Below are 22,747 nucleotides of genomic sequence, written 5' to 3' on the forward strand. Positions count from 1 at the left end.
GAGACACGATGACGACCCCTTCCGAGGGACCCGCCGGCTGGGGCCAGGGCAGCTGGCTCGACGCCACCGACTGGCTGGCCGCCCTGTCCGCCGAAGAGCAGCAGAACCTCCGCGCCGTTGTCGGGATGACGCCCGAGCAGCGGCAGGCCGCCATGGCGTTCGCGAACCTCGACGACCGCCAGCAGGGCAACCTGATGCGCGCCGCGAACCGTGATCCGCTGCGGACCCGGATCGAGAACGCGACCCGCGCCGCCGTCGCCAAGGTGCACCTGACGTACGACAACACCCGCGGCCGGATCAGCGAGATGGCGACCTCGCTCGCCTCCCAGGCACGTGACTACCGCGCCGCCGCGGTGCAGGGCGCCCGGGACCTGGGTGCGAGCGCCGCCCAGACGTACCGCGACACCCGTGACACCGTCGTACAGGCCGGGCGGAACGCGATGGATCGGGCGGAGGAGCTCGGGCAGCAGGCCGTCGGTGCCTACGAGTCCGGCCGGGACCGCGTGGTGGACATGGCGCAGCGCGGCCAGGTCGCGCTCGACCAGGCCTGGCAGAGCGGCACCGAGCGCGCCGGCGCGATCCGCGACTCGGCGGTTCAGGGTGCCCGGAACGTCGGCGCCAACGCGATGCAGGGTGCTCGCAACGCCCGCGACGCCGCGGTCGGCGCCGGGCGAAGCACCCTCGAGGCCGGACGGAACGCCGTCGGCCGGGCCGGTCGCTGGTTCGAGGGCAAGTTCAACAACGCGATGATCAAGGCCGAGAGCGCGGTGGCCAGCTACAACGCGGGCCGCCACAACCCCGACCTCGGCGCGAGCGGCCTGAGCGCGAAGGACCGGGCCGAGATGGCGCAGCGGTTCAGCGCGGCGCTGAACGCCCCGACCATGGAGGCGCGCAACGAGATCCTCCAGGACATGGCGCGGACCTCCCAGTCGCAGGTCAACCAGAGCGCCGGCGTCCAGTCGGACGTCCAGCGCAGCGCGATGGCCGCCTTCAGCGGCGTCCCCGGTCCGGGCGCCCAGGCACCGCAGACGCCGGCCGCGACCGGCCAGCAGCCGGGCGAGCACGGCGCCCAGCAGCAGACCGGCGCCAACATGGTGAAGCCGAAGGACAACAACATCCAGCGCTGACCCGCACCGCACCGGCCGTCCTCGTCTCGCGAGGGCGGCCGGTCCCGTTATGGTCCGTCCATGACGCCGCTCCAGACCAGGCTGGCCACTCTCGGGCTCCATGTCCTGCCCGGTTTCGTCCTCGCGGGCGGCTATGCCCTTCAACTGCACGGCTTCGGGAACCGTGAGTCCGACGACATCGACCTCTTCACCAACGACCTCGAGCCCGTCCACTTCGCGGAGTCCGTCGACCGGTTGGTGGCCACCTACCGCGCCGCCGGTCACGGTGTCGAGCTCGCCCGGCGGGCCCCGCAGTTCGCCAGGCTCGTCGTCGATGCGACCACCAAGGTCGACCTGGGCGTCGACCTCCGTCGGCATCCTCCGGTCGACACGGACCTCGGCGCCGTACTGTCCGAGCTCGACGCGGTCGGCAGCAAGGTCGGCGCCGTCTACTCGCGGCTCGAGGCGCGCGACTTCATCGACGTACAGGCTGTTCTCGACAGCGGACGGTACGACCGGGACGCCCTGCTCGAGCTCGCCGACCACCGCGAAGCCCACCCGCTGGATCGCCCGATGTTCGCCTCGCAACTGCGGGCCGGCGCGCGACTCCCCGATGACGCGTTCATCCGGTACGGCGTGGGAGCCGAGCAGATCGGACGCATCCGGCGTACCGCGTCCTCGTGGGCCACGAGCCTCGGCGGCGAACGCAAGGCGCAACCCGGCGACACCTACGCGTCGATGATTCCGTACGTCGTGCCGTCGTCGCTCGAGTCGCTCGACGGGCCGGCCGCGGGTGTCGTCGAGTTACCGACCCGGCTCGACTGGGGAGCCGACCGTGCGTACGACCTGGCGGAGGCCGCTGACGCGATTGCCCTGTACAGCAAGGTGATCAGCGAGGCGTCGACCGAGGCCGACCTGACCGAGTACCTGAATCACGACGTCCTGGTCGCGCTCTGGCCACGACTCCAGCTGCCACGTCGCTGTGCCGCGCTGTGGGCCATGGCGTTCCCGCAGCTCGGTTAGTCCTCGGCTGGCACTGGTCGGGGGCGGCGTCTTCGTGGGGGTTCGGGGTCCGGGTCGTTGCCGGCCAGGTGGTTGACAATGGCGTTCAGGACGGCGGCGGTGGGGACGGCTACCAGCGCGCCGACGATGCCGGCGATGACGACGCCGGTGGCGATCGCGAGGATGACGGCGAGCGGGTGGACGCTGACCGCCCGGCCCATCAGGAAGGGCTGCAGGACGTGGGCCTCCAGTTGCTGGACGCCGACCACGACCGCGAGCATCACGATCGCGATGATGGGGCCCTTGGCAACCAGTGCGACGAGGACGGCGACGATGCCGCTGACCAGGGCGCCGACCACCGGGATGAACGCACCGACGAACACCAGGATGCCGATCGCGCTGACCAGCGGCAGTCCGAGGATCGCGGCGCCGAGCGAGATGCCGATCGCGTCGACCGCGGCGACGATCACGGTCGCGCGGACGAACGCCGTCAGCGACACCCACGCCCGGCGTCCGGACGAGTCGGCCTTGTCGCGGGCGCGGCGCGGGAACAGCCGGACCAGCCACGACCAGATCTGCTCGCCCTGGTACAGGAAGAAGAACAGGCAGAACAGCGAGATGAACAGTCCGGCGACCACGTGCGTCGCCGTGGTACCGACCGCGGCCGCCTGCTGACCGAGCGCGCCGCCGGAGGTGATCTGCTTCTGGATCTGCTTGAACAGGTTGGTGATGTCGCTGTCGGTCAGGCCGAAGTTGATCCGGGCCAGGTCGCGCAGCTTCTGGACACCTTCGCCGACCTGTTTGGACAGGTCCTCGAACTGCCCGGCGATCTGCGTCCCGACCAGCGTCAGCAGGCCGGCGACCACGATGATCGTCGCGATCACGGTCACGCCGGCGGCCAGACCGCGCGGCAGCCGGAGCTTCTGCAGGCCCTTGGTCACCGGCACGAGCAACGCGGTGAGGAGGACGCCGACGGTCACCGGCACCACGACCTCGGACAGGTACCGCACGGCGTACCCGATCACACCGACGGCCGCCACGATCACCAGGAACCGCCACGCCCACGCACTGGCGATCTCCATCGCCGGCGTCACTCCGTGGTCCACCTTCGCCGATGACGTTCCGACCGCCGACTCGCTGGAGGTCTCCAGCACCTCCTCGTCGGCGACCGGACTCTCGTCCGCCGCTTCGTCCCGCCCCACGTCGCTCATTCGACCTCCCTCTCAGGAGCCTAGTGCCCGACGAGGCCCGTTCCATGAATATGCGCGGCCAGCCCCTCGGCCGCCTTCGGGGCGTCGTCCGCGAGCAGACCGACCGCGGCGAGCACGTAGTCCGCGTCGACGCACACCTCGGCACGTTCCGGGACCAGCCAGCCCTCCTCCTGCGCGTTGGTCCCGATCGCACCGAGGATCCGCGCCGCGACCTCCGGCGGGTTGTGCCGCAGCACTCCGCCGGATCCGACCAGCAGGTCGACCTCGCGCAGGTCCTTGCCGGATCGCTCGATCACCCGCCCGCCGGGCCCGAACACGATCCGCTGCCGTCCCGCGTGCCGCCGCAGCGCGACCGTCGCGGCGACACTCGCCAGCGTCTCGTCGTACGCCGCCTCGCGCCGATCGGCCGGCAGGTACGCCGGATCCGCGCGACGCCGCTCCGCCGCAGCCCGGGTCCCGTCGACGTCCACGATCAGCCCGGCCTCCGCGCCCGCGTCCACGACCGGTACGGCGCTCCACCGCATGCCGAGGTCGCCCTCCACGGTCCGGGTGACCGGATGCGTGGCAACCACCTCGCGGCCGAGGTTCGCGTCCTCGGGGTCGAGCTCGATCACCGAGTGCACGTCGGTGGTCGCGCCGCCGATGTCCACGACCGCGACGTCCCCGTGCAGACCGGCCAGCACCTCGACGCCACGCAGTACGACGTCCGGCGTCGCGGCCCGGACCATCCGCGCGAACGCCGGGTCCCTGGACAGGTTCTTCCCGCCGATCACGTGCGCGAGGAACATCTCCCGGATCGCGGCCCGCGCACTGTCCGGCGCGAACACGCCGATCTCCGGTACGACGTTGTCCGCCAGTACGTGCGGTACACCCGCTGCTGTCAGCGTGCCGGCGATCTCGTCCCGGGCGTCGACGTTGCCCGCGACAACGATCGGTTTCCGCCACCGGTACTTCGCGAGCGTCTCGGCAGCGTGGAGCAGAACGGCCGAGTTGCCGCCGTCGGTCCCGCCGAGCAACAGCACGACGTCGGGGCGATCCTTGCGCAGTTCCTTCTGGGTCGTCGCGGTCAGCCCGCCGCTGACGACCGCCACCACGCGCCCTCCGCTGGACAGCGCGACCCGCTTCCCGGCCTCCGCGGTGACGAGCTCTTCGTTGCCTACGACACCGATCCGCAGCCCACCACCCGCACTCGAACAGGCAAGTACCTCGGCGTTCCGCACACCGCGGTCAGCTTCCTCCAGTACGGCGCGACACGCGTGCCACCCGTCCATCACGTCGGTGTCGATCGTCGTCCGGTGCTCGGCCCGCGCGACCAACTCCCCCGACCCTGCATCCACCACCACCGCCTTGGTGAACGTCGACCCGAAGTCAACCCCAACTACCAGCCCCACCGCACACCCCTTCACCTCGCCCATCCACCAGCTCCACCGGCGCCACCGCCCCCGCGCCCCGGCCCGCCGCGCGCCGACGTTGACGCGAGGGGACAACCCTCGGCGTTGCCCCTTCTCCGCCCTTGACAACACCGGAGCACCATCAACGCGAGGGGATATCCCCTCGCGTCAACGCGGCCCCGCGTGCCGGGGCGAGGAGGGTGGGGTCAGGAGAGGGCGTGGTCCAGGTCTTGGAGGAGGTCGTCGATCGTCTCGATGCCCACGCTCAGCCGGATCAGGTCCGCGGGGACCTCGAGCGGGGTGCCGGCGACCGAGGCGTGGGTCATCTTGCCGGGGTGCTCGATCAGCGACTCGACGCCGCCGAGGGACTCGCCGAGGGTGAAGACCTCCGCCTTGTTGCAGATGTCCAGCGCCTGCGCCTCGCCGCCGGTGACCCGGAAGCTGACGATCCCGCCGAAGCGCTTCATCTGCTTGGCGGCCGTCTCGTGGCCGGGATGTCCGTCGAGCCCCGGGTACAGCACCTGGCTGACGGACTGGTGCCGCTGCAGGAACTCCACGACCCGCTCGGCGTTGTCGCTGTGCCGGTCCATCCGGACGCCGAGCGTCTTGATGCCCCGCAGTACCAGCCAGGAGTCGAACGGGCCCGCGACCGCGCCGATCGCGTTCTGGTGGAAGGCGATCTTGTCCGCGAGGCCCGCGTCCCGGACCACCAGCGCGCCGCCGACGACGTCGGAGTGCCCGCCCATGTACTTCGTCGTCGAGTGCACGACCACGTCCGCGCCGAGCTCGAGCGGCTGCTGCAGGTACGCCGAAGCGAACGTGTTGTCCACCACGAGCAGCGCGCCCGCGTCGTGCGCGATCTGCGCCACGATCGCGATGTCCGCGACGTTCAGCAGCGGGTTCGTCGGGGTCTCCAGCCAGACCACCTTGGTCTTCCCGGGCTGGATCGCGGCCCGGATCGCCTCCGGGTGGGTGACCGCGGCGGGCGTCATCTCGACACCCCAGTTGCTCAGCACCTTGGAGAACAGCCGGAACGTGCCGCCGTACGCGTCGTCCGGGAACACCACGTGGTCGCCGGGCGCGCACACCGACCGGATCAGCGTGTCCTCGGCGGCCAGGCCGCTGGCGAACGCGAAGCCGCGGGTGCCGGCCTCGATCGCGGCCAGACACTCCTCCAGCGCCGTCCGGGTCGGGTTCGCCGACCGGGAGTACTCGTACCCGTTGCGCAGCCCGCCGACGCCGTCCTGCTTGTAGGTGCTGGTCGCGTAGATCGGCGGCACCACCGCTCCGGTCGTCGGGTCAGGCTCGTTCCCGGCGTGGATGGCAAGTGTCTCGAAGCCGTACTGGTGTTCGGTGTTCACCGGACCAGCGTACGGCCTGGTCTGCTGAACGCCGGCAGCCCGTCCACAGCCCGGCGGATCGGCGGAACCGAGTTGTCCACAGGTACGTCGTACCGGCTGGCGGAATGACCCACCCGCCGCCTACGGTTGCTCGCAGGAGACCCGCTGGTGGGACCGGGCAGGAAGGACGACGGCGCCGGATGAAGACGCAGGACAGGCCGCTCGACCAGGACGACCTGGCGATGGCGGACCTCGCCGAGATCCCGGACTGGACCGTGATCGCGGGCCCGGACGGCGACGAGGCCGGGCCGGAGGTCGTGCGCGCGCTGGTGCATCGGGTGATGGGCCAGACGTCCTGGCAGCCGTGGCCGCTGCAGGCCGGCGAGGTGATCGCCGCCGACATGGTCTCGTGGGGGTTCACCACCCGGCGCGGGACCACGATGATCGTGTTCGACGGGCTCGCGTTCCCGGACTGCCCGGACAGCGGCTGGTCGGCGTACGAGATCGGTCCGGCCGACATCACCGCCGCCGAGGCCGGCCTGGACGCGCACTGGCCGGACCACCTGGCGCTCGCGACCCGGCACTGGGGGCAGCCCGACTACGTCGGTGACGAGAGCAGCCCGACCTTCGCGGACGAGTGGGAGCCCGGAGCCGGGACCGGCCGCCGGCACCTGGCCGTCTGGCTGCGGCCGGGAGCCCAGATCCACCTGTACAGCACCAAACCCAGCAGGGACCCGCTGACAACGTCTGTCGGGGTCAACTACGCCGTTTACATCGACTAGGAGACCTCATGAGCCAGTCCTACCCGGAGAACCCGCGCGGCATCCGCCAACGGTTCTCACGGTGGAACACGACTCGTCGTGGTACCAAGACGCTGAAGGCGGCGTACGCGCAGGCGGCCCGGGACGTCAAACGGATGGACCCTGCCGTCCGCGAGCAGATCGGCCGCGCGCACATGACGCGCGCCGACCTGCAGATGCTGGCCGGCACCCACGTCGACGCGCAGTTCCGCCCGGATCGGTACGGCGCGGTCTCGCAGCAGCTCGGTGCGGCGATGTCGGCGCGTACGTCGACGCCTGCGCCGACCAGGAATCCGTTGCGCCGGATCGCCAACCGGTACTCGCGGTGGCGGAACACGCGCCAGGGCACGAAGATGCTGAAGGCGGCGTTCACGCAGGCGGCGCGGGATGTGAAACGCACGGATCCGGCGGTGCGGTACGCGATCGGGCGGTCGACGATCAACCGGTCCGACCTGGCGGCGCTCGCGTCGGGGCGGATGGACGAGGTGTTCCGGCCGCAGGGCCGGTTCCAGAACGTGCCGGGGCAGCAGCAGGTGCAGCCGCAGCAGCCGACGACCGCTGCTCGGCAGCTGAACGACCAGATGTCGCAGCAGGTCCAGTCGCTGCAGGCGACCCTCGACCAGCAGTCACAGCGGATCTCGTCGCTGGAGCAGACCATCCAGGCGCAGGTGCACGCGCAGGCGTTGCTCGAGACCCGCGTGCAGCAGCTCCAGCAGCAGATCGCCGAGAACGGCCAGAGCGGTCCGGACCTCAACCAGCAGCAGGGCCGCCAGATCGACGACAACGTGCAGTTCGTGACGCCGGTCGCCGGCCCGGAGACCAGCAACGCGCGCGCTGTCGGCGAGGACAACGGCGACCAGTCCCTCGACGATAACCCCGGTCAACAGACCCCTGCCGGGGAGCCGCCGTCGCTCGACACGTCCAGCGAAGCAGAAACCGGCGCCAGGACGGTCGGTGAAGCGGAGACCGGCGACCGGCCAGTCGGTGAAGCGGAGACCGGCGACCGAGGTGTCGGCGAGGCGGGAGAGCCGCGGGCCGAGGTCGGCGACGCGGCACAACCGTCGATGAGCGAACGGTGGTTGGCGGGCGTCGACGAAAACGTCGTCGCCGACGAGCACCTGACCTCCGACGACAACCTCGCCGCCGACGGCCAGCTGTCTTTCGACGACCTGGCAGCTGAGGAAACCGCCGCCCCCGCCGTCACCACCGAAGAGCCAACCGCCGAAGCAGCCGCGCCGGCCGCCGACCCCCAGTCGCCCGGCGTGGACCCTCAGGCCCCTGGCGCCGACACTCGCCAGCCGACCCCAGGCCAGCAACCACAACAACCTCAGACCACCGGCCAACAGCCCCAGGTCACCGGGCAGCAGCCCCGCGGCGCGGGCGAGCCGTCGCAGACCACCGGGCAGCGGCCGGCGGCCACGGGGCAGAACGTGACGGGGGCACAGTTGGACGGCGGTCTCGCGATGCAAAGTGCCCTTCGGGGAGTTGCGCAGCCGCGTCCGACGTCTCCTGAGGCCGCCGCGAAGACGGCTGGGGCCGCCGCCAAGGACGACTCCGGAAAGGCAGCACGCTCCGGCCAGCCGAGCAGGGACACCGACAACAAACCGTCCGGCCGCGGCTGACCCCAGCCGACAGGACGAACGTACGCCGCCGGCCTTCCGGCGGCGTTCGTCGTTCAGGTTCAGAGGTCGACGAGCGCGAGGTGTGTCTCCACCGGGCTGCCCTCGGTCAGCGCTTCAGCCACGCGGACCGGCTTCTTCACCGGCAGGACGTACGTCCCGTCCTTCGCCGGAAACACCGACGTACGCCAACTGCTCCCGCCCACCGTCACCGCAACCCGAACCGACCCGAACCCACGACGCCGCCCCTCGGTCAGCTCCGTGATCTCGTCGCTGATCTCCTCAGGCACCGTCAGAAAGTGCCACGCAGCCTCCCCCGGATACAACCACAGCGGCGCCGTGAACCGATACGCGCTCACAGCACCTCCCCCCGCCGGCTCAACCCGGTGGACGCAACGTCGAGCAGCATCACCCGTACGCCGACATCCCGCACCCGGGGCACCAGCCCGGCGCACATCCCCACACAGGCCGCCTCCCCCGCAGCCGCGGCCCGCAACCGGTCGACCGGTACGTGACGATCGCGTCCACCTACGCAGCGAGCGGTTCGCGCTCCTTCTCCGGCGACCGTGGGAACTCTTCGACCTGCCGCCGCGTGCTGCACGTCACCAGCTTCTCACCTTCGTCTGCCTACCGATCAGCAGGCTGGGTGGACTTGAGGCGGACCGTGAAGATCGGCAGCAGGACGTGCACCAGAGGGCCGATCGAGAGCGCGTAGACCACCGTTCCGACGCCGACCGAGCCGCCCATCAGGAATCCGGTGGCGAGGACGGTCAGCTCGAGGGTCGTGCGGACCAGCCGGACGCTCAGGCCCGTACGGCGTACCAGGCCGGTCATCAGGCCGTCGCGCGGCCCCGGGCCGAACTGCGCGCCGATGTAGAGCGCCCCGGCCAGCGCGTTCAGGACGACGCCGGACAGCATGAACACGATCCGCAGCCAGAGCGCGTGCGGCCGGTCGATCGTGGCCAGCGTGAGGTCCGTGACCAGGCCGATCACGATCGCGTTGCTGATCGTGCCGAGCCCGGGCCATTGGCGCAGCGGGATCCAGGCGAGCAGTACGACGAAGCTGATCGCGATCACCACGGTCCCGAAGCTGAGCGCGACGTGCTTGGTGATGCCGGAGTGGAACACGTCCCACGGGTCCAGGCCGAGGTTGCCCTGGATCATCAGGCCCATCGAGGCGCCGTACAGCGAGAGGCCGACGTACAGCTGCACCAGGCGGCGCGGCAGGTGGCCGGCCTTCAGTTGCTGGATCGGGTTGATCGGGGCGAGCTGCCGTGGCGCGGCATCGGAGGTGGCGGTCACACAACCCAGTATCCGGAGGAAGTGGCCTGGCATTCGATAGCCAATTGCGCGATAGTGGACTGCATGCAAGCCCGTTATCTCCCCGCCAGTACGTTGACCGGCCTGCTCGGCGAGTGGACCGGCGGCCCGGGTCCGGCGTACCGCGTGTTGGCCGAGCGGCTCCGGCTGCTGATCGCGGACGGCCGGATCATGCCCGGCTCCCGGCTGCCGAGCGAGCGGGAACTCACCGAGGCGCTCGGGGTCAGCCGGACGACGGTGGCGTCGGCGTATCGCGAGCTGCGGGACAGCGGGTACCTGACCAGCCGGCGCGGCTCCGGCAGCGTGACCGCATTGCCGTCCAAGGTCGAGCCCGAGCTCGGGCGGCACCACGCGCCCGGTATCGACACCGAGGGGCTGTACGACTTCACCTGCGCGGCACCGTCGGCGGTGCCCGGCATCAGTACGGCGGTGGCGTCGGCGGCTCTCGAGCTGCCGCTGCACCTGGCGACGCCGGGATACCACCCGCAGGGTTTGCCGGTACTGCGAGCCGAGATCGCGGCGGCGTACTGCGAACGCGGCCTGCCGACGACCGCGGACCAGATCATCGTCACCGCCGGGGCGCTCGCGGCGACGTCGATCGCGGTCCGCGCGACCACCCAGATCGGCGACCGGGTCCTCACCGAGAGCCCGACGCACCCGAACTCGGTGGACGCGATCCGGCGCAGCGGCTGCCGGGTGGTCGCCGTACCGATGTCGCCCGGAGGATGGGACCTGCCGTTGCTGGAGGCAACCATCCGGCAGACGGCGCCGCGGGCCGCGTGGCTGGTCGCGGACTTCCAGAACCCGACCGGTTTCCTGATGCCGGCGGCGGACCGGCAGCGGCTGGCGCGGGCGTTCGCGCGGGCGCGGACGACGGCGATCGTGGACGAGACGCTGTTCGAGCTGTCGCTGGACGGGCAGGAGATGCCGCCGCCGTTCGCGTTGTACGACCCGGACGGGGTGATCACCGTGGGGTCGGTGAGCAAGTCGTTCTGGGGCGGGCTGCGGATCGGGTGGATGCGGGTGCCGGCGGCGCTGGTGGCCCGGGTACTGGACGCGCGGGCCTCGCTGGATCTCGGGGCGCCGGTTCTCGAGCAGCTCGTGGTCGCGGACCTGCTGCGAAAGCGGTCGACGCTGCTCCCGGAACGCCGTGCCTCGCTGGCCCGTCGGCGGGACGCGCTCGCGGCGGCGGTGGCTTCGGAGCTGCCGTCGTGGAAGTTCCGGCTGCCGGCGGGTGGGCTGTCGCTGTGGTGCGAGCTGCCCGAGCCGGTCGGCTCCAGCCTCGTCGGCGTTGCCCAACGCAACGGCGCCCTCCTCGTCGCCGGCTCCCGCTTCTCCCCCGACGGCGGCCTCGAGTCCTTCATCCGCCTCCCGTTCACGCTGGAGGAGGACGCGCTCCGGGACGGTGTACATCGGCTGGCCGTTTCGTACAACTCCCTGACCGATGCGCCGGCCCGTCGTACTGGGGTGATGATCGCGTGATGGCGGCCCGCCAGGCCATCAGGCAAACGTTGCTGAGTGCTGCACGTCCGCCCGTCATGGTGCCGTAAGGGATGCGAGGAAGGTTGGGCCGGCCGGGGGCGTTGGAAGACTATGAGAGTCACTCTGCGAGAGGCGTGAGAATGTCGTTCTTCACCCGCAACACCGCCATGGTCGAGCCGCAGGCCGCACTGCCCGGCCGGCCCACCCCCGGCTTCGCCGTACCGGACGAGAACATCGTCCTGCACACCCCGCAGACCGCTGCCGCGCCCGAGGGGTTCGAGGAGGTCTGGTTCGGCACCGGATGTTTCTGGGGCACCGAGGAGATCTTCTGGCAGCAGCCGGGCGTCTACACGACGGCCGTCGGGTACGCAGGCGGTTACACCCCGAACCCGACGTACGAAGAGGTCTGCACCGGCCGCACAGGCCACGCGGAGGCCGTCCGGGTCGTCTACGACCCCACCAAGACCACCTTCACCGACCTGCTGAAGGTCTTCTGGGAGACCCACGACCCGACCCAGGGAATGCGCCAGGGCAACGACCTCGGCTCGCAGTACCGCTCAGCCGTCTACTACACCACCGACGCCCAGCGCACCGAAGCCGAACGCACCCGCGACCTCTACGCCCCAGCCATCAAGCCCCTCGGCTACGACGACATCACCACCGAAATAGCCCCCGCCACCACGTTCTACTACGCCGAGGCCTACCACCAGCAGTACCTCCACAAAAACCCCAACGGCTACCGCTGCCACAGCAACACCGGGATCAAGTTCCCTGCCTGAACCCTCTGTCGGCCCCCATCAGTTGATGGGGGCCGTCGTCGTGGGTCCTAGGGTGAGTTGTCGGATCTGGCCGGACCCGTTCGTGGTGTGGGTGGAGGGTGGCGTTGGGCTGCCTGGTTGAGGAGGGTGTTATGGGTGAGTACCTCGTTGCCTTCAATGAGGAGTGGGTGCCGGAGCATACGGACGAGGAGTTGATGGCCAAGTCCGTGGCGTTGAAGCCGTTGCTGGCGGAGATGCGGGAGGCGGGGGTGTTGATCTTCACCGGGGGGCTGGACCCGGAGGCGCCGGTGTTCAGTGTGGATGCTTCGAGTGGTACGCCGATGTTCACCGACGGGCCGTACGTGGAGTCGAAGGAGCACCTGGGCGGGTTCGCCGTACTGGATGTGGCCGGCGAGGAGCAGGCGCGGTACTGGGCGGGGAGGATCGCCGAGGTGTGTGGGTGGCCGCAGCAGGTGCATCGGTTCCAGGTGCCGCGGGTCCGGCAGAGCTGAGGAACCCGCGATGATGGGGCGGTGCCGATCACCGCAACGCATGAGCTGACCGAGACCACGCCCGCCGGACCCGGACGGGTGATCCTCCTGAACGGGACGTCGAGCTCCGGGAAGTCCACCATCGCCGAGCAGTTGATGAACACGCTCGACGGCGCGTGGTACCTCCTGAAGATCGACCACTTCCACCACATCCGGAACCGGTGGGACTGGACCGAGGAGGAATTCCTGCCGATCTTCCAGCGGACCGTGCTGGGCTTCCACCGGGCCGTCGCGGGTATGGCGTCGGCCGGCAACAACGTGGTCGTCGACCACATCCTCGGCGAGCGCTGGCGGCTCGACGACTGCCTGACCGTGTTCGAGGACCTGCCCGTCCTGTTCGTCGGCGTCCGCTGTTCGCTCGCGGAGCTCGAACGCCGCGAACGCGAACGCGGCAACCGCACGATCGGCCGGGCCGCGCTGCAGTTCCCCCTCGTCCACGACCACGGCGTGTACGACGTGGAAGTGAACTCGGAGGAACTGTCACCCGCGGAGTGTGCCGCGGCCGTCGGGGCCCGGCTGGACGACGGGCCGCCGACGGCCTTCGCCGAGCTCCGCGCCTCGCGTCAGCCGGCGCGGTAGAGCGAACCACCGCCGGAGATGGCGATCGCGGTCTTCTGACCACCCACGTTCAGGTTGACGATGAATGTCGTACCGGACTGCCGGACCGAGTAGGTGACCCCGCCGGAGGCCCGGACCGGTACGACGAACGACAGGATCGACGCGGACCTGCCTGACCGGGCCAGCATCACCGTGGGGGCGGAACGGCGGTCGTAGCTGGTCGGGTAGTACCAGCCCTGGATCGGGTTGGTCTGCGCCTGCTTGACCAGGGTCGCTCCGGCCGGCAGCGCCTGCTTGAACGGCACCTGGAACAGAACCGTCCGCGTCGTGTCCCCCGGTGCCATGGCCACCGCGGTCGTCCGCGAGTAGACCGTCGCGCGCTGGTCCGGCGGCAGGTGCCACAAGGTCTGGAACGCCTGCGCGGTCCGTGCCGACGCCCGGTCCCACACGACGAGCAGGTCCGGGTCCTTCAGTACGAGGACCGAACGCGCGCGGCTGATCCCGCTCCCCGGCACGTCGGTGAACACGTAGGACTCCGCGTTGGCCTTCACCGACGAGGCGGTCAGCCGGGTCACCGGATTCGGGTACGCCGACAGCGGCGTCGTCATCACGCTGTGCGCCGCCGGGCTGACGGCCCAGGTCCGGTACGCCCCGGCGTTGTACGCCGCGTATCCGCCGTCGACGACGATGTCCCGCCCGCGGGCTGTGTACGTGATGCTCGTGTGGTCGAAGTGCCCGTGGAACGCCCGCGCCGGCCCGAACCTGATGCTGTACGCCGATTCGCCCGTGAACCCGCGCGCCGGATCGGTCCCCCAGCCCGTCCGCCCGAACACGTACCCGGCCGAGTAGACCCCGACCCGCCACGGCGGCACCGTACCGCGGGTCCCGAGCGACCCGGCGTACTCCATCGGCGTCCCCGTCCACGGGTACGTCGCCTGGACCTCGGTGTCCCCGAGCTGATGCAGCTTGCCGAGCGAGTTCGTTGCCAGCGTCAACCATTTCGCGAGCAGTTCACGGCGCGTCGCGATCGTCGTACCGGGGCTGACGCCGCAGTTCTGCAGGACCGCGATCGCACGGCCCCAGAGCGAGTAGTTGAAGGCGGCGTACCCGGTCGACTGTTCGTTGGTCGACCCTTGGGCGTCGATCGAGGTGGTGATCCCCGCCCCGAGGCGTTGTTGGGCGAGGTTCTTGTAGTCCGTCCGGCCGAGTGTGCAGCCGACGCCGAAGAGGGCGATGCTCTCGTCGGTGCCGTGGTTCCAGGCGCCGCTCCAGTAGTTCGTCAGGAAGCGGGCGTGGCTCAGCAGCGCGCTGTCGATCCAGGTGTACTTGGCCGGCAGCGTCGTGACCTGCAGCCCGGACAGGACCGCCTGGCGCAGGCAGATCAGCACGTTGGTCCGGTGCATCGTGGACTCCCACGCGCCGACGTTCGCCTTCCACGAGTACGGGTTGTCGCGGTACCAGTCGTACGCGATCGTGTTCACCCGGGTCAGCGCGGTCAGATCACCTTTGCCCGCGGCGATGATTCCTTGGCCGAGCCAACGGAGCGAGTGGAACCACATGTACCAGCTCGCGTTCTTGTACGGATTCAGCGACCAGTTGATGTTCCCGCCGCCGTTGCCGACCTTGTACGCCGCATACGGTCCCCACGCGAACTTGTCGGCGTACAGGTTCGCCAACGGGTTCGTTGCCTCCAGCCCGCTGAACCCCGGGCACGCGTAGTAGGGCGCCACCGCGGCCTGCATCCTGGCCGTCCCGATGTCGGTCGCCGCCGGTGCGGTCGCCGGTACGACGTTGCTCGCACCGGCGACGAACTGAGCGTCCACCGGCTCCTCCGGCCCCGGAACGATCCGGATGCCGGGGTTGTCCCGCGACGCTCTCGTTTCTCCTTCTGCCGTTCCTGCCCCCAGCAGCAGAACAGCGACTCCCACGGCCAGAACGGCCGTTCCCCTGAATCGCATGAAGTTGTACCTCTCCCCCACCGTCCCCGGAAGCCGACGGACGGTCTCCTGAGCGGACTGGCACGCCGCGTCGCGGCGTGCCGGACCATCGGCGACTCACGGAGTTCCGTGGGGGCGGTCAGCTCACCGAGGTTTGGTTCTCCCCTTACCAACCTCGATGCGATCAGCCGACCGAATGTTGCGACCGAATGTTGCGAGCGGGTCAGCCCATCGTCTTCTGGCCGTCGATCGTCTCCCGGATGATGTCCGCGTGGCCGGCGTGCTGGGCGGTCTCGGAGGCGATGTGCAGGAACGCCATCCGAACGGACCAGAACACGCCCGGCGGCTGCCACGGCGCGGCCTGCAACTCGTACTTGGCATCGAGATCGAGGGTGCGGACCAGTTCCTCGGTGGCCGCGGCAACCTTCTCGTACGCCGCGAGAACGTCGGCCAGCGTCTCCCCCTCGACGAAGCGGAACTGCTTCTGCCACTCCGCGATCACCTCGGGCGTGAACTCGACCGGCGCCGTCTGCCCCTTGCCCTGGGCGAACTCGGCCCAGTGCTGCTCGACGGTCATGACGTGCTTGATCAGCCCGCCGACCGTCAGTTCGCTCTTGGTGCTGCGGGTGCTCGCCTGCTCGTCGGTCAGCCCCTGCGCCGTGTGCCGCAGGAACTGCCGCCGGGTCGCGAGAAGGTCCAGGAGGTCGGCGCGCTCCGGGGTCAGGGTCTGCTCGTTCGTCGTCATGCCATGACCCTAACCGGGGATAGCGGTCAGTTTTTGACCGCTACACCCGGAAATACGAGGCGTACTACCGGTGTCGCGGACCGTCACGCACAGTGCCGAGGTGTTGTGCGGCACCGTCCACAGGCGCAAGGTCGAAACGCCCATCCTGGCCGGGAGACGGTCCCGGCCGATGGTCGTCCTGGGAGGGGATCATGGGCAGACCACGCCTCGTCATCGCTTCCGTCGCTGCCTTCGCAGCCGCACTGTCCGGCGCCGCGGTCGCCGCCTACGCGAACCAGGCCGTCGAGGTGACCGTCGGAAGCCCGCCGACGCCGTTCTCGCAGAACAAGCAGAACGAGCCCGCGGTGGCGATCGACGCGCATGATCCGTCGGTCGTCGTCGCCGGTGTGAACGACGAGATCGACATGGAGTCGTGCGCCGCCGGAGACCCGAGCACCTGCCCCTTCACCCCGGGGGTCGGCGTGTCCGGTGTCTATTTCTCGTTCGACAGCGGCAACAGCTGGACACAGCCGACGTACACCGGCTGGACCGCGCGCAACTGCCTCGGCCCGGCCGTGTGCACCCCGCAGGTGGGCAAGATCGGCACCCTGCCGCGCTACTACGAGGCGGGCCTCGTCTCGGACGGCGACCCGGCCGTCGCGTTCGGCCCGCGGCCCGGACCGGACGGCAAGTTCTCCTGGGCCAACGGCTCCCGGTTGTACTACGCGAACCTCACGGCGAACTTCTCCGCCGTACGGCAACTGGAGACGTTCCGCGGATTCGAGGCGATCGCGGTGTCGACGACCGACGACGTGCACGCGGCCGCGGCGAACGACGCGTCCGCCTGGACCGCGCCGGTGATCATCTCGAGGCAGTCGTCGACGACCTTCTCCGACAAGGAGCAGGTGTACGCCGACAACGCGGCGAGCAGCCGGTTCTTCGGGCATGTGTACGCGTGCTGGGCCAGCTTCCGCAGCAACAGCCACGGCCGAGCATTCCCGGTGCCGCTCATGGTCGGACGCTCGGCCGACGGCGGTCGCACCTGGACCACGAGCCAGGTCGGCCCGGCCACCAGCAACGGCATGAGCCAGCAGCCCGACGGATGCGTCGTACGCACCGACAGCACGGGCAACGTGTACGTGTTCGGCGTCGGCGTCCGCAGCGGTGCCAGTCTGCAGTTGATGTACAAGTCGACCGACGGCGGCGCGCACTTCACCGGCCCGACCGCGGTCGCCCCGGTGGTCGAGCCCGGCGTGCTCGACCCGGTCCAGGGTCGCCCCGTGATGGACGGGATCGCAGGCGCCCGCGTCGACCTGGCCGGCGGACCGAACGTCGACATCGCGAACGGACGCCCCAGCGGCGCAGGAGCGACCAACGAGATCTTCATGACCTGGTCCGACGGCAGGGCAGGCCTGAACCACGAGCAGTTGATGCTGACCTCGTCGCGGAACGGTGGCACCTCCTGGTCCACCCCGGCGCCGATCCCGCTCAAGGCGGGCGATCGTCCGGTCTACACGGCGCCGGCGGTGTCTCCGGACGGAACGGACCTGTACGTCGTGCACAACTCGTTCACCACGCCGTACCGGGACAACACGACGGACCCACGCGCTCTCGTCGGGGAGGTACGGCACGCGAACGTCGTGAACGGCGTACCGTCCGGGTGGACGACGCTCGAACGGACACCGGGCGGCGACCCGCGCGGTAGTAGCGCGAACAGCCTCACGTCGGAGTTCCTCGGCGACTACGTGTACGCCGCGGCGACGAACGACTCGGCGGTCGCGGTCTGGAACGACTCCCACGCCGCGGGCGTGTGCCCGGCGATCAACAGCTATCGGGCGTCGCTCTACACCGCCACCCCGGCGGCCGCACCGAATGTCCTGGGCAGTTGCCCGGCGACCTTCGGCAACACCGACATCCTCGGCGGCAGCTACCCGGACCCGACCCCGTGACCGCACGCCGGAGGGCGCCCTCCACGGCGCCCTCCGGCGGCAATCCGCTTGCCCGCCGACCCGCCCTCCAGCACGCTGGCGGACATGGACATTCGACCGCTGCGGGACGACGACCCGGAAATCATCGCCGGGGCGATGGCGGAGCTCGGCTGGGACAAACCGGTGGCGCAGTACGAGCGCTACCTGGTCGAGCAGCGTGACGGAGTGCGAGACGTCCTGGTGGCCACGGTCGACGGCGAGTACGCCGGGTACGTCACCGTGCGGTGGGAGTCGCCGTACTTCGGGGACCTCCCCGAGATCCAGGACTTCAACGTGCTGCCCAGGCTCCGCCGCCGGGGCATCGGGTCGGCGCTGATGGATGCCGCTGAGGCATTGGTCGCCGAGCGGTCGGACGTGGTGGGGATCGGCGTCGGGCTGTACCCCGACTACGGGCAGGCGCAGCGGATGTACGTCCGCCGCGGGTACCTGCCGGACGGGCGCGGGCTGATCTACGACGGTCGGCAGGTGCCGCCGATGGAGTTGGTACGGAACGACGACGCCGCGACCCTGATGTTCACCAAGCGGCTGAGGTAGCGTCGGTGGGGTGCGAGCTGTCGAGTACTCCGTGACCGGTGAGCCCGATGTCCTGACCCTGGTGGACAGGCCGATGCCCGAGCCGGCGCCGGGAGAGGTGCGGGTGCGGATCCACCGGTCGGGCGTCAACCCGACCGACTGGAAGACGCGCCGCGGAAGCGAGCCCGGTACGCCGGTGCACCCGGCGCAGGTGCCGAACCAGGACGGGTCCGGCGTCGTCGACGCCGTCGGGCAGGGCGTGGACGCGGGGCTCCGCGGGCAGCGCGTGTGGCTCTGGGAGGCGGCGTACCAACGACCTTCGGGCGGTACGGCGCAGGAGTACTCCGTGGTGCCGGTGCGGCATGTGGTGCCGCTGCCCGACGACGCGTCGTACGACCTGGGCGCCGCCCTCGGCGTACCGTTCCTGACCGCGCACCGGTGCCTGACCGTCACCGAGGACGGGCCGGTGCACCTCGGGCCGGGCAAGCTGGCCGGGCGGACCGTGCTGGTCGCCGGCGGTGCGGGCGCGGTGGGCAACGCGGCGATCCAGCTGGCGCGCTGGTCGGACGCGACCGTGATCACGACCGTGAGCAGCCCGGAGAAGGGCAACCTCGCGGCGCTGGCGGGCGCGGACCACGTCATCGACTACCGGCAGCAGGACGTGGTGTCCGAGGTACGGGCGATCGCGCCGGGCGGGGTCGACACGATCGTCGAGGTGTCACCGGCAGCGAACGCGGCGATCGACGCCGCGGTGGTCGCGACGCACGGGTCGGTGGCGGTGTACGCGACCGACGGCGGAGAGACGATGGAACTCCCGGTGCGGGCGTCGATGGTGCCGAACGCGCGGTGGCAGTTCGTGCTTTTGTACACGGCGCCGGACTCGTGGCGGCCGCGCGCGCTCGGCGATGTCGCGGCGGCGGTCGCGGCCGGGGCGATCCGGGTCGGGCCGGAGGCCGGGATTCCGCTGCTCCACTACACGCTCGCGGAGGCCGCCGAGGCGCACGCCGCGGTCGAGAACAGCATCGTCGGCAAAGTGCTGATCGACGTCAGCTAGAGCACCTCCCAGGCTGCCAGGCGTTGCTGGAGTGCGGCGGCGCAGCGGCAGGTGGGGTCGTCGGTGCAGAGCAGGGCGGTCGGGTCGGACTCGATCAGGTCGCGGGTCGCGCCGAGGACGGCTTGCTTGGGGATCCGGCGGACGCGGCTCTGGCCGATGCGGACTTCCTTGGTCGCGGAACGCAGTACCGGCTCGAGGGCGTCGAACATGTGGCTGGCGCCGGGGATGTTCGGGTACTCGACCCACAGGCCGTCGGCGGACTTCGCGTACCGGTAGAACCGGGAGCGGCCGAGGTACTGCTCGGCGAGGTGGATCGTGGTGTTCGAGGTGTGCGTGACGCCGAGCAGCAGGACGTCGCCGTCGAGCGCCTCGATCGGGCCGAGCGGCCAGTCCGGGCGCTGGGCCGCCAGGACGCGTTCGGCCGCGGGCCCTTCGGCCTGGTACGAGAACAGCGGGTGCTCGCTGCGCAACGGGGAGCGCGTCCGGCGGAACGTCTCCGGGATCCGCCCGAGCCAGCGGTCGACCGGAAGGTCCGTCCGGAAGCTGGTTGCCTGAGACAACTTCTCGTCGAACTCCGGCCAGCTCTCCGCGTTCCAGAAGGCGTTCCGCGGCCGCACCATCCCCGGCGGCGCCGGCAACCCGGTGAGGTCCCAGGTCCCGGCCGGCATCAGCACGGTCCCGCACACCTCGGTGAGCGCCGTACACACCGCCTCCGCACCGCCGTCGACGTACCCGAAGGAACTCAACGACGAGTGCACGATCACCTCGGACGCCTTGCTCAACCCAAGCCGCCGGAGCCCGTCGGACAGATCCGCCAAGGTCACGTGCATCCCAGTAATATCCCACTCTTTCCCCTACTTGCCAACGGCAACGGTCGGGTGCTGGGACGGCACCCGAGCGCCTTCAGTGAGCCTGGAACAGGCCGGTTCGCTGGTAGGCGGTGTGCAGGCAGAGGACCAGTTCGGTGGGTGGGTGGAGCGGGCCCGGCGGCGAGACGAAGAAGCCGGACTCGAGTACTTCGTCGGCCGCCGGGCGGAGGGTGCCGGTCCAGGTGCGGGTTTCGAAGCAGAGGGCGAAGCACTGGACCCTGTCGCCGTTCGGGTAGGTGAGGGTGTGGACGTCGGCGCGCGACACGCTCGCGAACGGCACCAGGTCCTCCTCGGACACCACCAGCCCGGTCTCCTCCGCGAACTCGCGGGCCGCCGTACCGCGGAAACTGTCGCCGGGTTCCGCACCGCCGGCGGGGAGCTCCCACAACCCGGTGTCACGGCTCCGCTGGAAGAGGATCCGGTCGCCGGCGTCGATCGCCAGCACCTGCGCGCCGGGCAGCAACAGCAACCGGGAACCCACGTCGCGGCGGAGCTGGGCAAGGTAAGGATCCACGGATGAGAGGGTAGAGCTGTGGAACTTGTACGGCGGCGGGCGGGATCTCTGCTGGGGCTGGGGCTGATCGGAGGGCTGGTGTGGGCGACGGCGGTCACGCTGTCCCAGCCGAACTGGTACGACCCCGGCGAGGACTGCGCGCGCACGATCGGCGCGATGAACGCCGTACCGCGGACCGGCTGGTTCCCGCCGTCCGCGAGTTGCGTGTCCGACGACGGCGTCGTCCACCAGTACATGTCGACGACGCGCTCCGTCACACTGTCGGTCCTCGGCGCACTGCTGCTCGTCACGCTCGTGACCGGCCTGATCCTGACCGTACGGCGTCTCTCCGGCGACCCCGGCCCGCTCCGTACGGCCGGCGACGTCGACCTCAGGCGCCGGCACCGGTCACACCTCGTGTTCGGGGCGCTGGACCTGGCGATCGCGTTCGCGCTGATCACGTTCCTGAACGCCGCCGCGATCGTCCTCGGCGGCCTGCCCGGCGGGGTCCTGATCATCGTCACGTCGCTCGTCGGCCTGAGCGCGTTCGGCACGGCGCTCGACCGGCACATGGGTCCGCTGCCGAGCACGGCGCTCGCCTCCCGGCGGCGCGGGACGGTCGCGGGCGTCGCGACGTACGGCGTGGTGTTCGCCGCGACCGCGCTCACCGGCCAGCTCCCGTTCTTCCGTTTCTGGGCGGTCCCCCTGGGCGGCGTCGCGTACGCCGTGATCGCAGGAGTGCAGTGGTCCCGGTCCGGCCGGGCGGTAGGTAAGGTCGAGGTGTGACCAATGCGGCGGTGATCGGTGGTGCGGGTCAGGTCCTGACCGAGGACGAGGTGACGGCGTTCATCGGCGACGCCCTGGCCGGTGCAGGGCTGGAGGGGAAGAGCGTCTGTGTGATCGTTCCGGACGCGACCCGGAGCTGCCCGCTCCCGCTGCTGCTGAAGGCGGTCACCCAGGCCCTGAAAGGCAGCCAGGTCACGATCTTGGTTGCCCTCGGCACCCATGCGGAGATGACCCCGGAGCAGCTCCGCGAGCACCTCGGCGACGACTACCCGAACGTGATCAACCACGAGTGGTGGAAGCCGGACACGTTCGCGGACCTCGGCACGATCAGCCCCGACCGGGTCGGCGAGATCTCCGGCGAGATGCTCCGCGACGAGGTCCCGGTCCGGCTGAACCGGGCGGTCGTCGAGCACGACGTGGCGCTCGTCGTCGGGCCGGTGTTCCCGCACGAGGTGGTCGGGTTCTCCGGCGGCAACAAGTACTTCTTCCCGGGCGTCGCCGGCCAGGAGGTGATCGACTTCTCGCACTGGCTGGGTGCGCTGATCACCAGCGCGAACATCATCGGTACGCCGGGGATCACCCCGGTCCGGGCGCTGATCGACGAAGCCGCCGCGCTGATCCCGGCCGAGAAGCTCGCGCTCTCCGTGGTCGCCCGGTCCGGCACCGACTCGCTGCACGCGATCGCGTTCGGCGACACGCAGTCCTCCTGGCGCGCCGCGGCGGAGATCTCGGCGCAGACCCACGTCCGCTACCTGGACCATCCGGTGCGCCGGGTGGTCTCGGTGATGCCGCCGAAGTACGCCGACATCTGGACCGCGGCGAAGGGGTTCTACAAGCTCGAACCGGTGGTCGCGGACGGCGGCGAGGTGATCCTCTACGCGCCGCACGTCACCCAGCTGGCCGCGATGCACCCGGAGATCGAGCAGATCGGATACCACTGCCGCGACTACTTCCTCGGCCAGTGGGAGAAGTTCCGCGACCTGCACTGGGGCGTCCTCGCGCACTCGACCCACCTGCGGGGCTCCGGCACCTGGGACCCGGTGAACGGCGAGCACCTCCGCGTCCAGGTCACGCTCGCGACCGGCATCCCCGAGGACGTCGTACGCGACGCGAACCTCGGCTACCTCGACCCCGCGACCGTCGATCTCACCGCCTGGGAGAACGACCCCGACACGTTCGTGGTCCCGAACGCGGGCGAGACCCTCTACCGGCTCAAGGCGTAGGCGGACGCGAGACACTCATCAA

At 70.4% G+C, this 22,747-nt stretch carries 22 protein-coding genes; 13 read left to right on the forward strand and 9 right to left on the reverse strand.

Translation table 11 applies throughout. The features are described from left to right. The first annotated feature begins 8 nt into the window (after positions 1 to 8). A complete protein-coding gene (locus tag AB0M51_RS32110; RefSeq protein WP_344192738.1) occupies positions 9 to 1,127 on the forward strand; it encodes a hypothetical protein in 1,119 nt (372 codons plus the stop codon). A 60-nt stretch (positions 1,128 to 1,187) separates the two neighbouring features. Beyond that, positions 1,188 to 2,129, forward strand: coding sequence for a nucleotidyl transferase AbiEii/AbiGii toxin family protein (locus tag AB0M51_RS32115; RefSeq protein WP_344192735.1), 942 nt, complete (start codon positions 1,188 to 1,190; stop codon positions 2,127 to 2,129). Here the strand turns inward: AB0M51_RS32115 and AB0M51_RS32120 are convergent. The 3 genes from AB0M51_RS32120 to AB0M51_RS32130 all read right to left on the reverse strand — a co-directional run bounded on the left by AB0M51_RS32120 (position 2,126) and on the right by AB0M51_RS32130 (position 6,071). After that, complete coding sequence (locus AB0M51_RS32120) at positions 2,126 to 3,319, reverse strand: AI-2E family transporter (protein WP_344192733.1); 1,194 nt, start codon at positions 3,317 to 3,319, stop codon at positions 2,126 to 2,128. The genes AB0M51_RS32115 and AB0M51_RS32120 overlap by 4 nt on opposite strands. A 20-nt stretch (positions 3,320 to 3,339) precedes the next feature. Next, entirely contained in the window at positions 3,340 to 4,734 is a 1,395-nt protein-coding gene (locus AB0M51_RS32125; RefSeq protein WP_344192731.1) for a glutamate mutase L, read from the reverse strand. A gap of 182 nt (positions 4,735 to 4,916) precedes the next feature. Then, a complete protein-coding gene (locus AB0M51_RS32130; protein ID WP_344192729.1) occupies positions 4,917 to 6,071 on the reverse strand; it encodes a cystathionine gamma-synthase in 1,155 nt (384 codons plus the stop codon). Positions 6,072 to 6,250: 179 nt separating this feature from the next. Here AB0M51_RS32130 and AB0M51_RS32135 point away from each other — a divergent pair, with 179 nt between their 5' ends. Both AB0M51_RS32135 and AB0M51_RS32140 read left to right on the forward strand, forming a co-directional pair. Continuing rightward, the gene (locus tag AB0M51_RS32135; RefSeq protein WP_344192727.1) at positions 6,251 to 6,832 is read left to right on the forward strand and encodes a hypothetical protein; all 582 of its coding nucleotides are present in this window, start codon (positions 6,251 to 6,253) and stop codon (positions 6,830 to 6,832) included. Positions 6,833 to 6,840: 8 nt separating this feature from the next. Next, positions 6,841 to 8,472: a hypothetical protein gene (locus tag AB0M51_RS32140; RefSeq protein ID WP_344192725.1), complete on the forward strand. Its 1,632-nt coding sequence runs from the start codon at positions 6,841 to 6,843 to the stop codon at positions 8,470 to 8,472. A 59-nt stretch (positions 8,473 to 8,531) separates the two neighbouring features. Here the strand turns inward: AB0M51_RS32140 and AB0M51_RS32145 are convergent, their stop codons facing one another. Then, complete coding sequence (locus tag AB0M51_RS32145) at positions 8,532 to 8,828, reverse strand: DUF1905 domain-containing protein (protein ID WP_344192723.1); 297 nt, start codon at positions 8,826 to 8,828, stop codon at positions 8,532 to 8,534. 268 nt (positions 8,829 to 9,096) lie between these two features. Continuing rightward, positions 9,097 to 9,771, reverse strand: a complete 675-nt coding sequence (locus AB0M51_RS32150; protein ID WP_344192721.1) for a hypothetical protein — start codon at positions 9,769 to 9,771, stop codon at positions 9,097 to 9,099. A gap of 63 nt (positions 9,772 to 9,834) precedes the next feature. Between AB0M51_RS32150 and AB0M51_RS32155 the strand changes: the two genes are divergently transcribed. The 4 genes from AB0M51_RS32155 (at position 9,835) to AB0M51_RS32170 (ending at position 13,159) form a co-directional block, all read left to right on the forward strand. Continuing rightward, positions 9,835 to 11,271, forward strand: coding sequence for a PLP-dependent aminotransferase family protein (locus AB0M51_RS32155; protein ID WP_344192719.1), 1,437 nt, complete (start codon positions 9,835 to 9,837; stop codon positions 11,269 to 11,271). A 140-nt stretch (positions 11,272 to 11,411) separates the two neighbouring features. Beyond that, a complete protein-coding gene (msrA, locus tag AB0M51_RS32160) occupies positions 11,412 to 12,050 on the forward strand; it encodes a peptide-methionine (S)-S-oxide reductase MsrA (RefSeq protein WP_363751757.1) in 639 nt (212 codons plus the stop codon). A gap of 131 nt (positions 12,051 to 12,181) precedes the next feature. Further along, positions 12,182 to 12,541, forward strand: a complete 360-nt coding sequence (locus AB0M51_RS32165; RefSeq protein WP_344192699.1) for a YciI family protein — start codon at positions 12,182 to 12,184, stop codon at positions 12,539 to 12,541. Between the two features lie 21 nt (positions 12,542 to 12,562). Continuing rightward, entirely contained in the window at positions 12,563 to 13,159 is a 597-nt protein-coding gene (locus tag AB0M51_RS32170; protein ID WP_344192696.1) for an AAA family ATPase, read from the forward strand. Here AB0M51_RS32170 and AB0M51_RS32175 read toward each other — a convergent pair. Then, positions 13,144 to 14,961, reverse strand: coding sequence for a heparinase II/III family protein (locus AB0M51_RS32175; RefSeq protein WP_344192694.1), 1,818 nt, complete (start codon positions 14,959 to 14,961; stop codon positions 13,144 to 13,146). The two genes, AB0M51_RS32170 and AB0M51_RS32175, sit on opposite strands and share 16 nt — an antisense overlap. 337 nt (positions 14,962 to 15,298) lie before the next feature. Then, on the reverse strand, positions 15,299 to 15,820 hold the full coding sequence (locus tag AB0M51_RS32180; RefSeq protein ID WP_344192692.1) for a DinB family protein: 522 nt from the start codon (positions 15,818 to 15,820) through the stop codon (positions 15,299 to 15,301). A 191-nt stretch (positions 15,821 to 16,011) separates the two neighbouring features. On the opposite strand from AB0M51_RS32180, the gene AB0M51_RS32185 reads away from it, so the two are divergent. The 3 genes from AB0M51_RS32185 to AB0M51_RS32195 all read left to right on the forward strand — a co-directional run bounded on the left by AB0M51_RS32185 (position 16,012) and on the right by AB0M51_RS32195 (position 19,354). Further along, on the forward strand, positions 16,012 to 17,748 hold the full coding sequence (locus AB0M51_RS32185) for a hypothetical protein (RefSeq protein ID WP_344192690.1): 1,737 nt from the start codon (positions 16,012 to 16,014) through the stop codon (positions 17,746 to 17,748). 84 nt (positions 17,749 to 17,832) lie between these two features. Then, the gene (locus AB0M51_RS32190; protein WP_344192688.1) at positions 17,833 to 18,321 is read left to right on the forward strand and encodes a GNAT family N-acetyltransferase; all 489 of its coding nucleotides are present in this window, start codon (positions 17,833 to 17,835) and stop codon (positions 18,319 to 18,321) included. 10 nt (positions 18,322 to 18,331) lie between these two features. Then, complete coding sequence (locus tag AB0M51_RS32195) at positions 18,332 to 19,354, forward strand: NADPH:quinone reductase (protein WP_344192686.1); 1,023 nt, start codon at positions 18,332 to 18,334, stop codon at positions 19,352 to 19,354. Here the strand turns inward: AB0M51_RS32195 and AB0M51_RS32200 are convergent. Both AB0M51_RS32200 and AB0M51_RS32205 read right to left on the reverse strand, forming a co-directional pair. Further along, complete coding sequence (locus tag AB0M51_RS32200) at positions 19,351 to 20,184, reverse strand: AAC(3) family N-acetyltransferase (RefSeq protein WP_344192684.1); 834 nt, start codon at positions 20,182 to 20,184, stop codon at positions 19,351 to 19,353. The two genes, AB0M51_RS32195 and AB0M51_RS32200, sit on opposite strands and share 4 nt — an antisense overlap. 73 nt (positions 20,185 to 20,257) lie before the next feature. Continuing rightward, on the reverse strand, positions 20,258 to 20,737 hold the full coding sequence (locus tag AB0M51_RS32205) for an NUDIX domain-containing protein (RefSeq protein WP_344192682.1): 480 nt from the start codon (positions 20,735 to 20,737) through the stop codon (positions 20,258 to 20,260). A gap of 18 nt (positions 20,738 to 20,755) precedes the next feature. Between AB0M51_RS32205 and AB0M51_RS32210 the strand changes: the two genes are divergently transcribed. After that, positions 20,756 to 21,502 (forward strand): hypothetical protein, encoded by a 747-nt coding sequence (locus AB0M51_RS32210; RefSeq protein ID WP_344192680.1) that lies wholly within the window; start codon positions 20,756 to 20,758, stop codon positions 21,500 to 21,502. Continuing rightward, a complete protein-coding gene (locus AB0M51_RS32215; RefSeq protein ID WP_344192678.1) occupies positions 21,499 to 22,725 on the forward strand; it encodes a lactate racemase domain-containing protein in 1,227 nt (408 codons plus the stop codon). Before AB0M51_RS32210 ends, AB0M51_RS32215 begins: the two co-directional genes overlap by 4 nt. Positions 22,726 to 22,747 lie beyond the last annotated feature (22 nt).

Origin of the sequence: Kribbella sp. NPDC051137 (assembly GCF_040682535.1) — a bacterium.
In the GTDB taxonomy this organism is placed as follows: domain Bacteria; phylum Actinomycetota; class Actinomycetes; order Propionibacteriales; family Kribbellaceae; genus Kribbella; species Kribbella karoonensis.